The organism is Streptomyces sp. NBC_00582, from assembly GCF_036345155.1.
In the GTDB taxonomy this organism is placed as follows: Bacteria; Actinomycetota; Actinomycetes; order Streptomycetales; family Streptomycetaceae; genus Streptomyces.
The window spans coordinates 2655223-2674593 of record NZ_CP107772.1 but is presented as its reverse complement, the minus strand read 5'-3'; the positions used below and the strand labels follow the sequence as shown (position 1 = coordinate 2674593).

8 protein-coding genes, 4 pseudogenes and 1 riboswitch are annotated in these 19371 nt (G+C 68.3%); of the genes and pseudogenes, 8 read left to right on the top strand and 4 right to left on the bottom strand.

Annotated elements, in window-relative coordinates:
* Positions 1-10 precede the first annotated feature (10 nt).
* Positions 11-2041 carry an iron uptake transporter permease EfeU gene (gene efeU, locus OG852_RS11560; protein ID WP_330347896.1) on the bottom strand — a complete coding sequence of 677 codons (2031 nt, stop codon included), beginning with the start codon at positions 2039-2041 and terminating at the stop codon, positions 11-13.
* 502 nt (positions 2042-2543) lie between these two features.
* On the opposite strand from efeU, the gene OG852_RS11555 reads away from it, so the two are divergent.
* Positions 2544-2948, top strand: coding sequence for an STAS domain-containing protein (locus OG852_RS11555; protein ID WP_133917036.1), 405 nt, complete (start codon positions 2544-2546; stop codon positions 2946-2948).
* Positions 2949-3030: 82 nt separating this feature from the next.
* On the opposite strand, the pseudogene OG852_RS50955 reads toward OG852_RS11555, so the two are convergent.
* A pseudogene (locus OG852_RS50955) lies at positions 3031-3120 on the bottom strand (DUF6624 domain-containing protein); the annotation flags it as partial.
* A 160-nt stretch (positions 3121-3280) separates the two neighbouring features.
* On the opposite strand from OG852_RS50955, the gene OG852_RS11550 reads away from it, so the two are divergent.
* The 4 genes and pseudogenes from OG852_RS11550 to OG852_RS11535 all read left to right on the top strand — a co-directional run bounded on the left by OG852_RS11550 (position 3281) and on the right by OG852_RS11535 (position 8240).
* Positions 3281-3934, top strand: coding sequence for a response regulator transcription factor (locus tag OG852_RS11550; protein ID WP_133917035.1), 654 nt, complete (start codon positions 3281-3283; stop codon positions 3932-3934).
* Complete coding sequence (locus OG852_RS11545) at positions 3925-5193, top strand: sensor histidine kinase (RefSeq protein WP_330347895.1); 1269 nt, start codon at positions 3925-3927, stop codon at positions 5191-5193. The genes OG852_RS11550 and OG852_RS11545 overlap by 10 nt, the downstream gene beginning before the upstream one ends.
* A 38-nt stretch (positions 5194-5231) precedes the next feature.
* Positions 5232-6506 carry a COG4705 family protein gene (locus tag OG852_RS11540; RefSeq protein WP_330347894.1) on the top strand — a complete coding sequence of 425 codons (1275 nt, stop codon included), beginning with the start codon at positions 5232-5234 and terminating at the stop codon, positions 6504-6506.
* Between the two features lie 507 nt (positions 6507-7013).
* Positions 7014-8240: pseudogene (locus OG852_RS11535) on the top strand (IS256 family transposase).
* 36 nt (positions 8241-8276) lie between these two features.
* On the opposite strand, the gene OG852_RS11530 reads toward OG852_RS11535, so the two are convergent.
* Positions 8277-9134 carry a bifunctional 5,10-methylenetetrahydrofolate dehydrogenase/5,10-methenyltetrahydrofolate cyclohydrolase gene (locus OG852_RS11530; protein WP_133917032.1) on the bottom strand — a complete coding sequence of 286 codons (858 nt, stop codon included), beginning with the start codon at positions 9132-9134 and terminating at the stop codon, positions 8277-8279.
* A gap of 24 nt (positions 9135-9158) precedes the next feature.
* A riboswitch (ZMP/ZTP riboswitch) is annotated at positions 9159-9244 on the bottom strand.
* 274 nt (positions 9245-9518) lie between these two features.
* On the opposite strand from OG852_RS11530, the pseudogene OG852_RS11525 reads away from it, so the two are divergent.
* Positions 9519-10074, top strand: a pseudogene (locus tag OG852_RS11525) (IS701 family transposase); the annotation flags it as partial.
* Positions 10075-10384: 310 nt separating this feature from the next.
* Here OG852_RS11525 and OG852_RS11520 read toward each other — a convergent pair.
* Positions 10385-16309 carry an Ig-like domain repeat protein gene (locus OG852_RS11520; protein ID WP_330347892.1) on the bottom strand — a complete coding sequence of 1975 codons (5925 nt, stop codon included), beginning with the start codon at positions 16307-16309 and terminating at the stop codon, positions 10385-10387.
* Positions 16310-16843: 534 nt separating this feature from the next.
* Between OG852_RS11520 and OG852_RS11515 the strand changes: the two are divergent.
* Positions 16844-17185: pseudogene (locus OG852_RS11515) on the top strand (transposase); the annotation flags it as partial.
* A 580-nt stretch (positions 17186-17765) separates the two neighbouring features.
* Positions 17766-19289 (top strand): group II intron reverse transcriptase/maturase, encoded by a 1524-nt coding sequence (gene ltrA / locus OG852_RS11510; protein ID WP_330347891.1) that lies wholly within the window; start codon positions 17766-17768, stop codon positions 19287-19289.
* The last annotated feature ends 82 nt before the right edge of the window (positions 19290-19371 follow it).

The window sequence follows — 19371 nt, the reverse complement described above, 5'->3', positions numbered from 1 at the left end:
GCGGTGGTCATCAGGCGGACTTCCGGATCTCCAGCAGGTCTGGGACGGGGGAGAGGTCCTCCAGCAGCTGGCCGGTGGCCCCGTTGACGCGGGCGCGGGCGGTGGCGTCGAGCTGTCCGACGGGGGTCCAGTAACTGCCGTGGTGGGCGGAGTCCAGGAGCTTCTGCAGCCGTGCGACGTCCGCGTCGACGGTCGGCAGCAGGTGCGGAGAGCGGCTGGTGAGCAGCGGCCTGAGGACGGTGAGCAGCTCGCGGGTGCCGGCGAGGTTGGCGTCGGCGGTGGCGAGGTTGGTGCCGCTGCCCTCGTCCGTGTCGCCGGTCAGCTCGAACTGCAGTGTGTTCTCGAGGACCTCGTGGGCGCGCAGTGGCAGGTCGGACGGGTCGAAGTCTTGGTGCGGGAAGGCTTTCCGCAGGCCGGCGGCGTCGGCGGCCAGTCGCTGGGCCGGCGCGGTGAGCGAGGTGGCGGGCTCGCCGTGCCACAGGCCGTACTCGATGCGGTGGAAGCCGGTGAAATCCTTGTCGTGCACGCCGTCCGGCAGTCCGTCGGCCCTTCCGTCGATCTCCTGGTCGAAGTCCTCGAAGGTGCCGTAGGCGGCGCCGAGGGCGGCATAGGTGCGGTGCGCGGTGAGCCAGTCGGTGCGGGCCTTGCCGAGGTGGTTGTGCCTGATGTCCTCGGCCAGGGTGCGGGTCTGGGGCACGAGGGCGGCCAGGCCCTCGTCGACGTACGTCCGGTACTGCGCGAGCGGGCCGGAGAGGTCGTGTTCCGAGACCGGGACGACCGCCTTCGCCGCCCCGCCACCGGTGACGCGGACGGCCTCGGAGGTGACCGTGGTGCCGCCGCTGGGTACGCACCGCCAGGCGTATGCGCCGTCGGCGACAGTGGCGACCAGGGCGCGGGTGGTGCCGGGGGCCAGGCCCTCGATCTCGCCGTAGACGGCGTTCGTGGCCGGGTCGATGAGGTACACCTCGGCAGTCTTGTCGCCGGTGTTGTGCATCTGGAAGGTCTGCCGGCCGGGGCTGGGCGCGGTGAAACCCTCGCCGCAGTCCTTCTCCGAGACGGCGACGGTCTGGGCGGCGCCGGGCTTGGGGCGGCCGAAGGCGACGGCGAGGCCCGCGAGGAGCGCGGGGACGGTGACGAGGGCGACGGGAACCACCCAGGCAGGGCGGCGCCGCGCGGGCGTCGGAGCGTCCGGGGCCGGTGCCGCCTTGCGGGAGGCCGGCTTCGGCACCGTGGCGCGCAGGCCGCGCACGAACAGCGTCATGACCACGGCGAGATAGCCGGCGTAACCGAAGACCTGCAGCCAGGTCATGACCGGCATCAGGTTGAACACGCCCTGCACCAGGGTGCTGTACCAGGAGCCGGCGTCGATACTGCCGCTCAGGTCGACGGCGTAGGCCGCCTTGCCGGGCAGCACTCCGCCCTCTTGCAGGTCGCGCAGCCCGTAACCGAGAACGCCGGCCGCGATCACGATCAGGACCGCGCCGGTGGCGGTGAAGAACTTCGTCAGGTTGATTTTCAGGACCCGCCGGTACAGGCCCCAGCACAGGGCGGCCGACAGGAGCAGCCCGATGGCGGCGCCGGTCAGAGGGCCGGAGGACTCGCCGGCTGCCCGGGCCGTGGTCCACAGGAACAGCGCGGTCTCCAGACCCTCCCGGCCCACGGCGAGGAAGGAGGTGAGGATCAGCACGCCCGAGCCCATGGCCAGGGCGCCGGTGACCTTCTCCTTTATCTCACCGGACAGGCTGCGGGCCGAGCGGCGCATCCAGAACACCATGGCGGTGACGAACGCGACCGCGATCACGCTGAGGGTGCCGCCGAAGGCTTCCTGCGCGGTCGCCGACAGGGAGGCCGCGGTGAAGGTGAGGACCGCGCCGAAACTCATGGCGAGGGTGATCGCCGCGAGTACGCCTGTCCACACCTGCGGTAGCCGGGAGCGGGCATCCGCCCGCACAAGGGTCGCCACCAGGATGGAAACGACGAGTCCCGCCTCGAGCCCCTCCCGCAGCCCGATCAGGAAACTCGGAAACGCGGCATCCCACATGCGACCCTCCCCGGGCGGCCTCCGTACGAGCAGCGCCCATTAGCGTAGGCAACCCTAACTAAAACTGGACCATCATGACTACAGACTTGTAGTCAAAAGGTCATGGAGCAGTAATGCGGGGGCAAAACCCGGGAGCTGTTCCACTGCGGTCTGCGGGACGACGTCGCCTTCGCCCGGCCCGGTGCCACCGACCGGGAGACATCCAGGCCACGGCCGCGGGGTGCTCGTTCCTATGCGGGCCGTGCAGGGGGACGCACGGAGGGCGTGCCCGCTTCGGCTTGAGGCCGCATCGGACCGGGGCACCAGCTGCGTGGTGTGCCATGCAGGGGACCGCCGCGGGGCCTGCGTTCCTCACCGCGCCGACGTCTTGCCCGGCTTGCGATCATCCGGGAAACGCCTTGGATGGAGGCAGGCGGCATCTGCACGCAAAACCCCCGCTGACAGGCGTGCAACGCGTCGCAGGGGGCCTTGCGCTTCCTGGCACCGCGAGGAGGGACGGACCATGCGCCGGAGCATCGTCCGCACCGAGCAGATCGCCATCGCATGCGACGTCGTCAACGGTTGGACCGTTGTCGACGTCGACGGCGAGCTGGACATCCACACCCACGCCTTGATACGCCAGGCAGTCATCCGGCTTCTCGACGAGGGACACCGCAACTTCGTCCTTGACCTGTGCTTCGTGCCCTTCCTGGACTCGATGTTCCTGGGCACCGTCGTGGCGCTTACCAAACGCATCCGGAAACGCGAGGGCTCGCTGCGGATCACGTGCCCCTCGGCCCGGATGCGCACCGTCTTCCAGCATGGTGGCCTGGCCGACGCCTACGAGTTCTACGACTCGCCGCAGGAGGCCACCAGCCAGGCGCCAGCCCTCGACGGGCTGGCGCACTGGCCGGGCTCGGCACGCTGATTGCCCGGGCTTGCCCGGCGGACCATTGCCTGCGACAGGTGAGCCCGGGCAGTGATCCACCGGACGAGCCTGGGAAGGAGCGTCAGGCCATGGAGGACTTCGCGACGTACTCGTCGAAGGGCTCGATGCCGACTTCCGCAAGGAGTTCGTCCAAGCGCTCGGGTTCTCCGCAGCATGTCCCCGTGATGCGACAGGCGTCGATACCTGTGACCGTATGGTTTGAAGCGGGCCGGCCCGCACGTGAGGCCGTCAACAGCGGACTGCTTCCCCGACCGTCAGGCGGCTGACCAGGGCAGATGGTGAACTGGGACGGGAGTATCTAGGGTCAGCCCGTGGCTTTCATCATGGTGTGTGAAGACGACGCGGCGGTCCGCGGCGTCCTCAAGCGCGCCCTGGAGCACGACGGGCACACCGTCTCCGTCGCCGCCACGGCCGACAGCTTGCTGCGGCAGCTCGCACCGGCGCCCCATCTGGTCGTCCTGGATCTCGGGCTCCCGGACGCCGACGGCCGCGACGTGTGCCTGGCCCTGCGGGCTCGTGGTGTCGACGCGCCGGTGTTGATGCTCACCGCCTTGGACGGCCTGCACCACAAGGTGGGCGGCTTCGAGGCCGGCGCCGACGACTACATGACCAAACCCTTCGACATCCCGGAACTGCTGGTCCGCGTCCGTGCGCTGCTGCGCCGGGCCACCGTGGCGCCCACCCCGCGCGAGGTCGTCCTCGATCCGGCGAAGCACGTGGTGACCTACGATGCGGTGAGCATGAGCCTGACCCCGACGGAGTTCCGGCTGCTGGGCCGTTTGATCGCCTCGCAGGGCGACGCGGTACGCCGCCACGCCCTCGTCGCTGCCGGCTGGCCGCACGGGGCGCAGGTCAGCGACAACACCCTCGACTCCTATGTGCGCCGGCTGCGGGCGAAGCTCGGTTCGCTGGGCGTGGCCGAGCGTCTGGCGACCGTACGCGGCGTGGGCTACCGATGGCAGTGACGGGATTCCGTGAACGGGTCGTCGCACTCACCGTGCTGATCGCCACCGCCGTGGTCGCGATCCTGGTCGTGGTCTCGCACGTACTGCTGAGCCGGGTGACGGACGCCGACGCGCACGATCTGGCACATACGCGCGCCGAGGCGGTGGCGGCGAACGTCACCGCCAGAGGCGGCCGTGTCGTACTCACGGAAAACGGCAGCGAGGCGCTGGACGAGGTCGCCTGGGTGTACGCCGACGGCCGGCTGATCGACGGAAACGTCCCGCCGAGCCTGGTCGGTCGCGTCGAGGAGCTCGCGGACTCGGGCCGCTCGCAGACCGCGTCGGCCCGCGACTACCTCCTGTACGCGCGGGAGGTCCCGATGGACGGCCACCACGTCATGGTGATCGCCCGGGTGGACCTCACGCCCTACGAGACGTCCGAGCAGCGCAGCCTGACCTTGTCCCTGATACTGGGCGGCCTCACGATCCTCCTCGCCGGCGGGGTCGCACACCTCGTGGTGCGCCGCGCGCTGCGGGTCGTGCACGAGATGGCCGCCCTCGCCGACGACTGGGGCCGGCACGAACCAGGGCGGCGCTTCAACCTCGGCGTACCCCGCGATGAGTTCGGGGAGCTGGGACAGACCTTGGACCGTCTTCTGGAGCGCGTCGACAACGCGCTGGCGGACGAGCGCCGTCTCACCGATGAGATCGCCCACGAGCTGCGGACACCGCTGACGGTCTTGCGGGGGGAGGCGCAGTTGGCGCAGTTGTCCGGTGAGCCGGTGGGGCCGGAGACGGTGCTGAGCGAGGTCGCCCGCCTGGATGCGGCGATCACGACGATCCTGCGCGCCGCGCGAGCCAGGACGGACGAGGGGACCCGGTGTGATCTGCGTTCCGCCGCGCGGCAGGCGATCGGCGGCCGCGCGGTCGAGATCGCCTTTCCGGCGAAGGTCGAGGCGGCCGTGGCGCCCGACGTCGCCGTGTCGCTGCTGTCACCGTTGCTGGAGAACGGTCTGCGACATGCGAAGTCCCGGGTGTGGATCACGGCCCGCAACCAGGGCGAGGCCATCGTGGTCGATGTCCTGGACGACGGCCCCGGTTTCGATCCCGACGAGGTCGACCGGGTCTTCGAGGCGTGGGTCACCGGGGGTGGCGGGTACGGGCTGGGGTTGCCGGTGGCCCGGCGCATCGCTGCCTCGGCCGGTGTGGAGGTCCGCGCGATCGCGGACGGTCGCGGTCATGTCGAGGTGACCTTCCCCGCCACGTGTGCGGCCACGTAGTCAGGTTGCTTGCAGGTTCCCCGCGTAAACCTCGGCGCATGACAACGACAACGGAAGCGCGCACGCGCAGCGGGCGTCTCATGCTCAACAAGGTTCCCGAGGTCACCATCTGGTTCTGGGTGATCAAGATCCTGTGCACGACCGTGGGGGAGAGCTTCGCCGACTGGATCAACATGAAGCTGGGCGTCGGCCTGGTGAACACGGCCTGGATCTTCACCGCGGTGTTCGTGGGGGTCCTAGCGGTCCAGCTGCGGCTGAAGCGGTACGTCCCGTTCCCCTACTGGCTGACGGTGGTCGTTGTCAGCGTCACGGGCACCCTGTACACCGACATCCTGACCGACCAGCTCAACGTGCCGCTGTGGATCAGTTCCGCGGTCTTCTCGGTGCTGCTCGCGGCGGTCTTCGGTGTCTGGTGGGCGCGGGAGCGCACACTGTCGATCCACTCGGTCACCACACTTCCGCGGGAGTCGTTCTACTGGCTCGCCGTTCTCGTTACCTTCGCGCTCGGCACCGCGACCGGCGACTGGACCCTCGAGCTCACCGGCTGGAGCCCGGGGGCCTCGGTCCTGCTGCCGCTCGGCCTCATCGCGGCGATCACGCTGCTGTGGAAGTTCGGCGCCAATCCGGTGCTGTCCTTCTGGCTCGCCTACATCCTGACCCGCCCGCTGGGCGCGAACATCGGCGACTGGCTCGCCTCCCCCAAGGTCGCCGAGAACCCGGGCGAGCCCACCGGTCTCGCCCTGGGCACGTTCACCACCAGCCTGATCTTCCTCGGCCTCATCCTGGCCACGGTGGTCTACCTGACGGTGACGCGCTCGGACGTGACCGAGACCCACGAGGCGACCCACGCCGCACACACCACCGGCGACCCGCGCAAGGAGCGCGTCGCGCTGGCCGGCTTCGGACTGCTCGCCGTCGCCACCACGGGCCTGCTGGTCTGGGCCCACGGCCAGCCGCACGTCGGCCCGGCGCCGGAGGAAGACAACACCTCCGCCGTCCAGATGGCCCCCGGCCAGGCGGTGAAGAAGTTCCCGCCCGCCAAGGTCGCCGCGCTGAAGACCCTCGCCTCCACCTCGCTCAAGGACGCACGCTCGGGGAACGAGACCGGGGCCCACGCGGCCGCCCAGAAGCTGCGTGACCTGTGGGACGCCGACCAGGCGTCGCTGCAGCCGCTGGACCAGACCGGCTGGACCTCCATCGACGCCCAGATGGACAAGATGCTCAAGACGTTCGGTATCGACCATTCGAACCCGCCGATGTCGCCTGCGCAGCAGGAGAAGGAACTGAACGCCCTCCTGACGGACATGGGCTGACAGACCGCACAGCGCCCGGCCGGCCCACCCGGTCGACGGGCTCGGTGTGCCGAGGCGGCGCGGAGAACCGCGCTTCCTCGGCACACGCCAGGGAGCCTCGGACACCGCAAGCATTTCGTTTCTGCACACGGCTCACCGAGGACAGCAAGAACGACCAAGACCGTGAAGAGGCGGTGTTGCAGGACACCCGTATCACCTCGTGCCGGCTGACCAGGCGAAGCAGGCAACTCAGGCAGGAAGTGAAGGCCGACTGGCCCGACTCGGTGAACGCCACGCCGGCAGCTGCTCGAAGGGTACGACCCGAGACGCCTCGGCAGGAGTCCTTCGCAGGGTTGCGCGAGGCCCCCCGTGGACGGTGTCTCGTGCCGTTTGTGTCATGGCCGACGAGCAATGCTCGGGACTTGTGGATCAGCCCCGGGAGGGACGCGGAAGGCGTACCTTCCCGACTGATCCCTTTGATGGTCACCGAGTAGGCCTGCGTTGCAGCGCGGGTCGGGAAGGCACGCCGTGCTCAGCGTAGTCACTGACGAGGGTTCCACCCAGTCCGGCTCCTTGATCGACGAAATCGTGCGTGAGGGCGCCCGGCGCATGCTCGCCGCCGCGCTGGAGGCGGAAGTCAACCAGTACATAGCCGAGTTGACTGCCGAGACCGACGAGCGCGGGCACCGCCTGGTGGTTCGTAACGGCCACCACCGGCCACGCACCGTGGTCACCGCCGCCGGGCCCGTCGAGGTGAGGGCCCCGCGGGTGAACGATCGCCGCGTCGACGAGGCCACCGGCGAGCGGAAGCGGTTCTCCTCGAAGATCCTGGCTCCGTGGTGCCGTAAGTCCCCGAAGATCTCCGAGGTGCTTCCGCTCCTCTACCTGCACGGACTGTCATCCGGGGACTTCGTGCCCGCGCTGGAGCAGTTCCTCGGCGGCACGGCTGGCCTGTCGCCGGCGACCGTGACCCGGCTGACCAAGCAATGGAGCGACGACCACGCCGCCTACTTCGTCTATGTCTGGGCCGACGGGGTTCACCCGAAGGTCCGGCTCGGGCAGGCCCATTCGTGCGTCCTGGTCCTGCTCGGCGTCCGCCTGGACGGCACGAAGGAGCTGATCGCGCTGGCCGAGGGGCTGCGCGAGTCCACCGAGTCGTGGGCGGACCTGCTACGAGACTGCCGTTGCCGGGGCATGCGTGACCCCGAGCTGGTCGCGGCGACGGCGCGATGGGCCTGTGGCGGGCGTTGGCCGAGGTGTTCCCCGCCGCTCGACCGCAGAGGTGCTGGGTTCATAAGTCTCGTAATGTCATCAACTGCCTGCCGAAGTCGGCCCAGCCCGGCGCGACGAAGGCGATGCAGGAGATCTACAACGCCGAGGACAGGGCCCACGCAGAGCGGGTGATCGAGGCCTTCGCCCGCTCCTACGGGACCAAGTGGCCGAAGGCGGTCGCGAAGATCACCGACGACAGGGACGAACTAACTGCTCGCGTTCTACGACTTCCCGGCGGAGCACTGGGTCCATCTGCGGACGACGAACCCGATCGAGTCGACGTTCTCCACGGTGAAGCTGCGGACGAAGGTCACCCGCGGTGCGGGCAGCCCCGCGGCGGCCCTGGCGATGGTGTTCAAGCTCGTCGAGTCCGCTCAGGCACGCTGGCGCGCGATCACCGGTGCCCACCTGGTTCCCCTGGTCCGGGCCGGAGCGAAGTTCGAGAACGGTGTCCTGGTCGAGCGAGAGGAACTGGCAGCCTGAGCGGCCGACCGGCCCCGGCCGCCAGCTCCTCCTCGGTCAGGACCCGATGAGCTGACGTGCTGCCGCGTCGACGGTCTGCGCAAGGAGGACAGCGATGGTCATGGGACCGACACCGCCGGGCACGGGAGTGATCAGGCTCGCCCGCTGCCGGGCCGTGTCGAAGTCAACGTCCCCGACGTTGCCTGGGTTGTAGCCCGCGTCGATCACCACGGCTCCGTGCTTGATGTCCGCCCCGTTGATGAAGCGCGGCTGGCCGACCGCAGCGACCAGGACGTCCGCCTCGCGCACGATCGAGGGCAGGTCAACGGTGCGGGAATGACTGTAGGTCACCGTGGCGTCCCGCCCGAGCAGGAGCATGCCGACGGGCTTGCCGAGGATAGGGCTGCGTCCCACCACGACGGCGTGCTTTCCCGTGAGGTCGACCTCGTACTCGTCCAGCAGGCGCATGATCCCTCCGGGCGTGCAGGAGACGAAGCCGGGCAGGCCGAACCCCATCGCCGCGAAGGAGTGCATGGTGACCCCGTCGACATCCTTGTCTGGGGCGATCGCCTCGAACGCCGCGCGCTCATCGATGTGCGGTCCCACCGGGTGCTGGAGCAGGATGCCGTGCACATGCGGATCCTCGGACAGCGCGGTGACGGCCTCCACCAGGCCGCTGGTGCTCACCGAGGCGGGCAGGGCCACGTGCCTCGAGTGAATGCCGGCCTTCGCGCACCTGGCCTGCTTCATCCGGACATAGGTGACCGAGGCCGGGTCCTCTCCCACCAGCACAGTCGCCAGACAGGGGGACACCCCGGTGCGCCGACGGATGTCCTCGGCTGCTGCCGCGCTGGTCTCGGTCATTCGGCGGGCGAGGTCCGTACCGTCCATCAGCCGTGCCTGCTGCGTCTCCATCACGTGCCACTCCTGAGCTCCACGGTGAGGTGCCCAGGCGCACGGCATCGACGAGACGTCAGGCCGCTCCCCGGTGGTACTCCACCTCAGCGCCAGTCACGGCCCGCACTCACCATACCGGCGCACCCCAGCGGACAACCCCATCCACAGATCTTGACAATTGCTCACGACGACTCGTTCAGGTCCTGCAGTACTGCGACGACCTCGCTGAGGGACATGCGGATCTCTCGGGAGGACATATCCATCAGCTGATTCAACTCCAGAGTTGATGCTCGGGTCCAGATCCCGATCTTGCTGGGAGGGGATGGTCCGGGAACGGTTGCGGCCACCGGTGATCATCGGTGTGTGAAGACAGAAGATCAGGCGGTGGCCGCAGGTCACAGCATAGATCCTGCCCGCTGGCAGGAAGGTTTGAGGTCCTGATGGGCCGTATCGCGTGACGGTTCGTCCGGGTGGAACCCCGGCGCCGGGCACGGGCGTTCGTGCTCGGGTTGTTGTCGGACCTGCCGCGCAAGAACTGCTGGACACTTGCGGAGCATGGCGGGGACGCGAACCCATACGGCCTGCAGCACCTGCTGTCTAGGGCCAAGTGGGATGCCGACGCGGTACGCGATGACCTCCGCGGCTTCGTCGTCGAGCACCTGCACCACGAGGATGCGGTGCTGGTCGTGGATGAAACCGGCGACCTGAAGAAAGGCACGGCACGGTGGGGGTGCAGCGCCAGTACACCGGCACTGCCGGGCGCATCGAGAACTCCCAGGTCGCCGTCTACCTTGCCTACTCGACTCCACTCGGGCACGCAGCGATAGACCGGGAGCTGTATGTCCCGCGTTCATGGACCGAGGACGCAGCCCGCTGCCGGACCGCCGGAATACCCGACAACGTCACCTTCGCGCCCCGAAGGGCTTCCTGTCATCGCGAGCGTGCACGCACTGCCCAACGACGGGGCATGTCGTGCCGATGCGGCCCAAACCGCTGGAGCCCGTCCCCGGCCTCTGCCGGTTGCGCGTCGGCGGGCCGCCGCACCCGTGCCGTCGTCAGACGGGCACACGCCGCCCTCGGTCGCCCCGGGCCCGGCACGACGAAGCCCCCTGGCCGCGAGTCGAGATCCGAGAGATCCCGCTCACCGGCCCGAGGGCTTCTTCTGTCACGCCTGCCGCCCGCCACCCGGGCCTGGGGTGTGACGCCCGGCCGGTCTTCCCGGCCGGGCGTCACACCCGTCGAGCTCGAGTCGGCTGCTGTGACTGCTGCTAGACAACCTGGTGGGTGTCCGTCGCGGCGTCCCCGGTGAAGTTGCCGTCACCGCTGTAGGTGGCAGTGACCGTGAACGGCGACCCCGAGGTCGTCGTGTAGGCGTGCGTGGTGGTGGCGACACCACCGCTCACGGCCACTGTCTGGACTGGGCTGCCGTCACCGAAGTCGAAGACTACCGACCCCGACGGAGTCCCGGCCCCCGGAGACACCGGCGTGACCGTCGCCGTGAAGGTCACCGACTCAGCGACTACTGACGGGTCCGGCGCATCCGTCAGAGCGACGCTCGTTGCCGCGGGGTTCACGGTGTGGCCGCCCGCGCCCGTGGACCCGGTGAAGTTGCCGTCACCACCGTATGTAACGGTGACGGTGAACGGAGAGCCCGTGGTCGTCGTGTAGGCGTGCGTGGTGGTGGCGACACCACCGCTCACGGCCACCGGAGCGGAGACGTTCCCGTCACCGAAGTCGAAGACCACCGACCCCGACGGAGACCCGGCTCCAGGCGCCACCGGAGTGACGTGGGCGACGAAGGTCACCGGCTGACCCGCCACGGAGGGGTCGGGCAGGTCGTCGAAGACGCTGGTGGTGGTCGCCGCCGCGTTGACGGTGTGGCTGCCCGCAGCCACGGACCCGGTGAAGTTGCCGTCACCACCGTATGTAACGGTGACGGTGAACGGAGAGCCCGTGGTCGTCGTGTAGGCGTGCGTGGTGGTGGCGACACCACCGCTCACGGCCACCGGAGCCGAGACGTTCCCGTCACCGAAGTCGAAGACCACCGATCCTGACGGCGTTCCCGCACCCGGTGCGGTCGGCGTCACCGTCGCCGTGAACGTCACCGGCTGACCGACGACTGACGGATCCGGCGTATCGGCCAGAGCCGTGGTCGTCGCTGCCGGATTCACCATCTGCGTGTCCGCACCCGAGGAGCCGGCGAAGTTGGCGTCCCCGCTGTAGGTGGCAGTGACAGCGAACGGGCTGCCCGTCGTGGTCGTGTACGCGTGAGTGACCGTCGCCGTGCCACCCACCAGCGTTCCGCTCTGCGTCGGCGATCCGTCACCGAAGTTGAAGGTGACCGTGCCCGACGGAGACCCGGCTCCCGGTGCCACGGGGGCGACGGTGGCGGTGAACGTCACCGGCTGCCCCACCACCGACGGATCCGGCGAAGACACCACCGACGTACTCGTCGCCGCCTGAGTCACCGTCTGCGTGTCCGTCCCCGAAGAGCCGGCGAAGTTGGCGTCTCCACCGTAGGTGGCCGTCACCGTGAACGGACTGCCCGTCGTGGTCGTGTACGCGTGGGTGTCCGTCGCTGTGCCACCCACCAACGCCACCGTCTGGACCGGACTGCCGTCCCCGAAGTCGAAGGTGACCGTGCCCGACGGAGCCCCGGCCCCCGGTGCCACGGGGGCGACGGTGGCGGTGAACGTCACCGGCTGCCCCACCACCGACGGATCCGGCGAAGACACCACCGACGTACTCGTCGCCGCCTGAGTCACCGTCTGCGTGTCCGTCCCCGAAGAGCCGGCGAAGTTGGCGTCCCCACTGTAGGTGGCAGTGACAGCGAACGGGCTGCCCGTCGTGGTCGTGTAGGCGTGCGTCACCGTCGCCGTGCCACCCACCAGGTTCGCCACCTGGGACGGGCTGCCGTCCCCGAAGTTGAAGTTGACCGTGCCCGACGGAGACCCGGCCCCCGGAGCCACCGGCGCCACCGTCGCGGTGAACGTCACTGACTGCCCCACCACCGACGGATCCGGCGAAGACACCACCGCCGTGGTCGTCGCCGCCTGGTTCACCGTCTGCGTGTCCGTCCCCGAAGAGCCGGCGAAATTGGCGTCCCCACCGTAGGTGGCCGTCACCGTGAACGGGCTGCCCGTCGTGGAGGTGTACGCGTGGGTGACCGTCGCTGTGCCACCCACCAACGCCACCGTCTGGACCGGACTGCCGTCCCCGAAGTCGAAGGTGACCGTGCCCGACGGAGCCCCGGCCCCCGGTGCCACGGGGGCGACGGTGGCGGTGAACGTCACCGGCTGGCCCACCACCGACGGATCCGGCGAGGACAAGACCGTCGTACTGGTCACCGACTGGTTCACCGTCTGCGTGTCCGAACCCGAAGAGCCGGCGAAGTTGGCGTCCCCACTGTAGGTGGCAGTGACAGCGAACGGGCTGCCCGTCGTGGTCGTGTACGCGTGGGTGACCGTCGCTGTGCCACCCACCAACGCCACCGTCTGGACCGGACTGCCGTCCCCGAAGTCGAAGGTGACCGTGCCCGACGGAGCCCCGGCCCCCGGTGCCACGGGGGCGACGGTGGCGGTGAACGTCACCGGCTGGCCCACCACCGACGGATCCGGCGAGGACGAGACCGTCGTACTGGTCACCGACTGGTTCACCGTCTGCGTGTCCGAACCCGAAGAGCCGGCGAAGTTGGCGTCCCCACTGTAGGTGGCAGTGACAGCGAACGGGCTGCCCGTCGTGGTCGTGTACGCGTGCGTGACCGTCGCCGTGCCACCCACCAGCGTTCCGCTCTGCGTCGGCGATCCGTCACCGAAGTTGAAGGTGACCGTACCCGACGGAGACCCGGCCCCCGGAGCCACCGGCAACACCGTCGCGGTGAACGTCACCGACTGCCCCACCACCGACGGATCCGGCGAAGACACCACCGACGTACTCGTCGCCGCCTGAGTCACCGTCTGCGTGTCCGAACCCGAAGAGCCGGCGAAGTTGGCGTTCCCGCTGTAGGTGGCAGTGACAGCGAACGGGCTGCCCGTGGTGCTGGTGTACGCGTGGGTGACCGTCGCTGTGCCACCCACCAACGCCACCGTCTGGACCGGACTGCCGTCCCCGAAGTCGAAGGTGACCGTGCCCGACGGAGCCCCGGCCCCCGGTGCCACGGGGGCGACGGTGGCGGTGAACGTCACCGACTGCCCCACCACCGACGGATCCGGCGAAGACACCACCGACGTACTCGTCGCCGCCTGGCTCACCGTCTGCGTGTCCGAACCCGAAGAGCCGGCGAAGTTGGCGTCCCCACTGTAGGTGGCCGTCACCGTGAACGGGCTGCCCGTGGTGCTGGTGTAGGTGTGCGTGACCGTCGCCGTGCCGCCCACCACGTTCACGACCTGGGATGGGCTGCCGTCACCGAAGCTGACGGTGGCCAGGCCCGTGGGAGTGCCCGCGCCCGGTGCCATCGGCGCCACCGTCGCGGTGATGGTCACCGGCTGGCCCACTACCGACGGATCGGGCGAGGACGAGACCGTCGTGGTCGTCGCCGCCTGGTTCACCGTCTGCGTGTCCGAACCTGTAGAGCCGGCGAAGTTGGCGTTCCCGCTGTAGGTGGCCGTCACCGTGAATGGGCTGCCCGTCGTGGAGGTGTAGGCGTGCGTCACCGTCGCCGTGCCACCCACCAGCGTTCCGCTCTGCGTCGGCGATCCGTCACCGAAGTTGAAGGTGACCGTGCCCGACGGAGACCCGGCCCCCGGAGCCACCGGCAACACCGTCGCGGTGAACGTCACCGACTGCCCCACCACCGACGGATCCGGCGAGGACGAGACCGTCGTGGTCGTCACCGCCTGGTTCACCGTCTGCGTGTCCGAACCTGTAGAGCCGGCGAAGTTGGCGTTCCCGCTGTAGGTGGCCGTCACCGTGAATGGGCTGCCCGTCGTGGAGGTGTAGGCGTGCGTCACCGTCGCCGTGCCACCCACCAGCGTTCCGCTCTGCGTCGGCGATCCGTCACCGAAGTTGAAGGTGACCGTGCCCGACGGAGACCCGGCCCCCGGAGCCACCGGCAACACCGTCGCGGTGAACGTCACCGACTGCCCCACCACCGACGGATCCGGCGAGGACGAGACCGTCGTGGTCGTCACCGCCTGGTTCACCGTCTGCGTGTCCGAACCTGTAGAGCCGGCGAAGTTGGCGTTCCCGCTGTAGGTGGCAGTGACAGCGAACGGGCTGCCCGTCGTGGTCGTGTACGCGTGAGTGACTGTCGCGGTGCCACCCACCAGCGTTCCGCTCTGCGTCGGCGATCCGTCACCGAAGTTGAAGGTGACCGTGCCCGACGGAGACCCGGCTCCCGGTGCCACCGGCGCCACCGTCGCGGTGAACGTCACCGGCTGCCCCACCACCGACGGATCGGGCGAGGACGAGACCGTCGTACTGGTCGCCGCCTGGTTCACCGTCTGCGTGTCGATGCCGAACGAGGGGAGGAAATTGCTGTTACCGCTGTAGGAGGCGGTGATGGTGTACGGGCTGCCCGTGGTGCTGGTGTAGGTGTGCGTGACCGTCGCCGTGCCGCCCACCACGTTCACGACCTGGGATGGGCTGCCGTCACCGAAGCTGACGGTGGCCAGGCCCGTGGGAGTGCCCGCGCCCGGTGCCATCGGCGCCACCGTCGCGGTGATGGTCACCGGCTGGCCCACCACCGACGGATCGGGCGAGGACGAGACCGTCGTGGTCGTCGCCGCCTGGTTCACCGTCTGCGTGTCCGTCCCCGAAGAGCCGGCGAAATTGACGTTCCCACCGTAGGTGGCCGTCACCGTGAACGGACTGCCCGTCGTGGAGGTGTACGCGTGCGTCACCGTCGCCGTGCCACCCACCAGGTTCGCCACCTGGGACGGGCTGCCGTCACCGAAGTTGAAGGTGACCGTGCCCGTGGGAGTGCCCGCACCGGGTGCCATCGGCGCCACCGTCGCGGTGATGGTCACCGGCTGGCCCACTACCGACGGATCGGGCGAGGACGAGACCGTCGTGGTCGTCGCCGCCTGGTTCACCGTCTGCGTGTCCGTCCCTGTAGAGCCGGCGAAGTTGGCGTTCCCGCTGTAGGTGGCCGTCACCGTGAATGGGCTGCCCGTCGTGGAGGTGTAGGCGTGCGTCACCGTCGCCGTGCCACCCACCAGCGTTCCGCTCTGCGTCGGCGATCCGTCACCGAAGTTGAAGGTGACCGTGCCCGACGGAGACCCGGCCCCCGGAGCCACCGGGACCACCGTCGCCGTGAACGTCACCGACTGCCCCACTACCGACGGATCCGGCGAAGACACCACCGGCGTACTCGTCGCCGCCTGAGTCACCGTCTGCGTGTCCGTCCCCGTAGAGCCGGCGAAATTGACGTTCCCGCTGTAGGTGGCCGTCACCGTGAACGGACTGCCCGTCGTGGAGGTGTAGACGTGCGTTGTCGTCGCTGTGCCACCGGACAGTGCCACCGTCACCGGCGGCGACCCGTCCCCGAAGTTGAAGGTGACCGTTCCGGTGGGCGTGCCCGCGCCCGGTGCGACCGGCGCCACCGTCGCGGTGAACGTCACCGGCTGACCCACGACCGACGGATCCGGCGACGAAGTCACCGTCGTCGTGGTGCTTCCCAGGCCCTGCACCGTGTGCGTGTCCGTGCCCGACGAGGCCAAGTAGTTGGCACTCCCGCCGTAGACCGCGGTGATGGTGTGTGAGCCGACGCTCAGGGTGTTCGTGCTGACGGTCGCTGTTCCCCCCACCAGCGGTGCCGTCAGTGTCGGCCCTCCGGTGATGTAGAACGTGACAGTGCCTGTCGGCGTGCCCGCGCCCGGCGCGACCGGCGCCACCGTCGCGGTGATATTCACCGTCTGCCCGAAGGTCGACGGATCCGGCGATGAGGTCACCGTCGTCGTGGTGGACGCCTGGATGACCACCTGGACCGTGGAGCCCGTCGATGAGGTGAAGTGGGTGTCACCGCTGTAGGTGGCGGTGACCGTGTGGTTTCCGACGGATAGGTTGTTGACCGTCGCCGTTGCGGTACCGCCCACGACGGGCGCCGTCACGGTCGGCCCGCCGCTCACGACGAAGGTGACCGTTCCCGTCGGAGATCCCGCCCCGATCGGGATGACGGTCGCGGTCAGGGTCACCGGCTGACCGACGACCGAAGGATCTGGGGAGGAGGAGACTAGAGTTACTGTGGCAGCCATGGATGGCCCTCCAATGGGGGTCCAGGGTGGTCGGAAGCTGCACCACGCCCCCTCTACCGGGGGCCGCGGCCGACGATGACGGATGCCGGGCATCACGAATCGTCGTTCCCGACTGGAAGATGGGCGGCCCCGGTCGGTGCCATCAGTACGCGCCCGACCGGCTCCACCACGCCAGAACCATGACGCCGAATCCCCCGAACAGCCGAGCGCACAAGCCGCGCAAGCGGCGCGAAACCACCTACGACACCGGCGCGCAACCATCACCGAGCGCCGGGCGGTCGCGCACAGTGAAGAGAATGCGCCGGTCTAGGATCTACCGAAGGCCGGTTGGTACCCGGCCCGGCCGCCGTCTGAGCATGCCTGCCGATGCTCAGTCCGCCGCGTACTTCTGCCGCAACTCCACCTTCCGCACCTTCCCGGACACGGTCATGGGGGAAGGAGTCCAGGATCTGCAGCCGACTCGGGATCTTTTAGAACCTAGTACTGCAACGGTGCCTGTCGTGACTGCTGGCCAGGTTCGTCGTTGGTGTGGTTATGGGTGGGGACCTTGTTGATGTGCGTGTGTGGGCGAGTGAACTGGATGCGGTGCATGGGCGGTTCGTGCATCGGTTCAGCCGGTCGGAGCCGCGGGAGTCGGCGCTGGCCTATATGCGGGGGCTGATCGCTCCGCTGGAGCGTAAGAACGGCTGGACGCTGGCCGAGGAGGCGGCCCATGGCGGGCCGGACCGTATCCAGCGGATGCTGAACCGGATCGAGTGGGACGCCGACGAGGTCCTCGGCGATGTGCGCCGCTACGTGGTCGACAACCTCGGTGACCGCGAGGCGGTGCTCATCGTCGACGACACCGGTTGTGCGCCACGAGGCGCTGAGGAATCGAGCGGGAGGGAGAACCCGCCGCTGGTCATCGCAGTGACTGGCTGAAGCTGGAGGCAGGCGGAACCCTGGGTTGGGGGTGAAGCTGGAAGCGGCCTCGACAACGTAGGGGCGAACCGAGACCACCAGATGGTTCGTGCCCGCAAGCGAAGACGGAATGGGTGCAAGGAAACTGAACCGGTGGTTGAAGCCCCGTGAGTCGTCAGCGGTCTGCCAAATCTGGTGGATGGACCGCGCTGCAGTGCTGGAGAGTGCTCTATCCGGTGGCCTCTCCTCTCCTGACGTCCTTAGCTTGTGGCACGTCGGGAGGCCCGGACCAATCCTGCGATATGCGGTCCGTGGCGATGCTGCCGGGGTAAAGCCGGGCACCGAAGCCGTCGCAAAGATTCTCAGTGAACGTGGGAAGCGATCTGGCATCGCCCTCCCCGTCCGGCAGCCGGCCGGGCGGCGGGCAGGCGCAATGACCGCTGATGACGCCAGATCGTGGCGGAGTCGCCGTAGTACTCAGAGGCCGGGAAAGCCGGTCACACGGGAAAGGGCGGCAGCGTGATAGCAGCAGGACTGCTGTCGGGGAGGAACGTTGTTGAATAACGACGTGCCGTCGACAACAACTTGGCCGGGCAGTATGACGGCTGAGCGACGGGTACTCGATCAGCAGATCAAGCTGCACCGATGGGCAAGGACCGAACCGGATCGCCGGTTCGATGATGTATTCAACTTGATCTGTGATCAGGCCACATTATTGGTGGCCTGGGAACGGGTCTCTGGCAACCGGGGTGCCAGGACAGCGGGCGTGGGGGTCACCCGTTATCACGTCGAGGAACGTCATGGATTGATTCCGTTCCTGGAGGAGCTTCGCTCTTCGCTCAAGGACGGGTCCTTCACGGAGCTTCCGGTCAAGCAGGCGGTGATTCCCAAGAAGAACGGAAAGGTTCGTTACTTGGGTATCCCGACTCTGCGCGACCGGGTGGCGCAGATGGCTCTCAAGTTGGTCCTGGAACCGATCTTCGAGGTCGATTTCTATCCATCCAGTTACGGATACCGGCCTGGACGTCGGGCTCAGGATGCCATCGCCGAGATCCACCACTTCACCAGTAAGCCGTCGAACTACGAGTGGGTCATCGAGGGCGACATCAAGGCTTGCTTCGACAACGTCGATCACCACGTCCTAATGGACCTGGTGGCCGAGCGCGTCAAGGACCGCAAGGTTCTGCGGCTGGTCAGCGCGTTTCTGCGGACCGGAGTTGTCGAATTGCAGGGTGGATTCGCGGAGTCCCTCACCGGAACTCCGCAAGGAGGAGGCGTCTCACCGCTGTTGGCGAACATCTATCTCTCCGTCCTGGACCGGCATTTCTCGCGGATCTGGGACATCGAGATGACCCCGGCCTGGCGTCGGCAGCATCGGCGTCGCAAGGGGCTGCCGAACTTCCGGCTGGTGCGTTACGCCGATGACTTCGTAGTGCTTGTGCACGGCACGAGGGAAGAGGCTGAAGCACTGAAGACGGAGATCGGTGTGCTGCTGGCCAACAGGCTGAAGATGACCCTTTCGGACGAGAAGACCCACATCACACACATCGACGACGGGTTCGTCTTCCTGGGCTTCCACATCCAGCGCAGGCCCTGGGGCGGAGGTCGTCGTGTTGTGCTCACCATTCCGGCCAAGCAGGCTTTGGCATCGGTGATGCACAAGATCAAGAAGTTGACGGGGCGTGGTATGACCTCGCTCTCGTTGGAGGAGGTGCTGCGGGCGGTCAACCCGGTTCTTCGGGGCTGGGCAGCCTATTTCCGCTACGGCGTCTCGAAGAAGACGTTCTCGTACCTCGGCTGGTACGCGTGGCGGAGAATGAATCTCTGGATTCGCCGCAAGCACCCCCGCATGACCTGGAAACAGATGCGACGCCGATATTTCCCAGCGGACAGCATCGCAGAGGGCGGGATCGTTCTCTACAACCCGGCGAAGATGAAGGTCGAACGCTACCGCTTCCGCGGAGCGCAGATCAGCACGCCCTACAACATCGACGAGGTCGATCCACGCGGGGCTCGCTTCCGCCGGACCAGCCACGACGATGTGGCCTTCGTCGGTCAGGTCAGTGAATACCTCGCCTGATCCATCGGATCACGTGGAGAGCCGGATGCTCGGCCAACGGGCACGTCCGGTTCGGCGGGCGGGGATGGGAAAACCGACACCC